Raw genomic sequence first — 604 nt, forward strand, 5'->3', positions numbered from 1 at the left:
GGCGTGTTCGGGCCATCCGTCAGGCGGTGTCAGCTGTTGTCAGTTCCTGTCAGGCCGTAGCGAACACCACCGGCGGTCCGGTCAGCTGTCACCGCCGTCGAGGTCAACAGGGACGGCACAACGGTTCGACAGGACAGGGGAATCGACATGGTCAAGGGCATCCTCGGCAAGATCGGGCGCCGCGGCGCGACTGCGGTGGCCGTGGCGGCGATGCCCGGCGGCGTCGCTCTGTCGACGGGCGACGCGTCCGCCGTCGGGTGGTACTACCTCAACAACCACGCGACCAACCACGGGGTCGGCGTCTACTCGCAGCCGTACTCGTGGTCGGCCAAGACCACCGGCGACCTGTGGTCGTACTCGTGGTCCGGGGACGCGGTCGACATGAGGTGCTGGACCCGGGGCGAGAACATCAACAACGGGGGCAACGTCTGGTACAAGGTGAACACCGTCTACTCGGCCAGCTACGGCTACTGGTCCGGGACGGCTTACGTGTACGGGGCCTTCGCGGACGGCAACTGGAACTTCCACGTTCCGACCGTTCCCGAGTGCTGACAGCCCGTTGAGCCGGGGCGCCCCGCCCGGCCCACGGGGGGGGCGCACCGCG

Annotated in this window: 1 protein-coding gene; it reads left to right on the forward strand. The window is 68.4% G+C overall.

Features of this window, described 5'->3' with window-relative positions; genetic code table 11:
* Positions 1-147 precede the first annotated feature (147 nt).
* Positions 148-552 carry a hypothetical protein gene (locus ABD323_RS43880; protein ID WP_344447591.1) on the forward strand — a complete coding sequence of 135 codons (405 nt, stop codon included), beginning with the start codon at positions 148-150 and terminating at the stop codon, positions 550-552.
* Positions 553-604 lie beyond the last annotated feature (52 nt).

Origin of the sequence: Kitasatospora nipponensis, from assembly GCF_039528135.1 — a bacterium.
Taxonomy (GTDB): domain Bacteria; phylum Actinomycetota; class Actinomycetes; order Streptomycetales; family Streptomycetaceae; genus Kitasatospora; species Kitasatospora nipponensis.

Bases quoted from the DNA above. Each gene is read 5' to 3' on its own strand.
- ABD323_RS43880 (WP_344447591.1), top strand. From the start codon at position 148: ATGGTCAAGGGCATCCTCGGCAAGATCGGGCGCCGCGGCGCGACTGCG.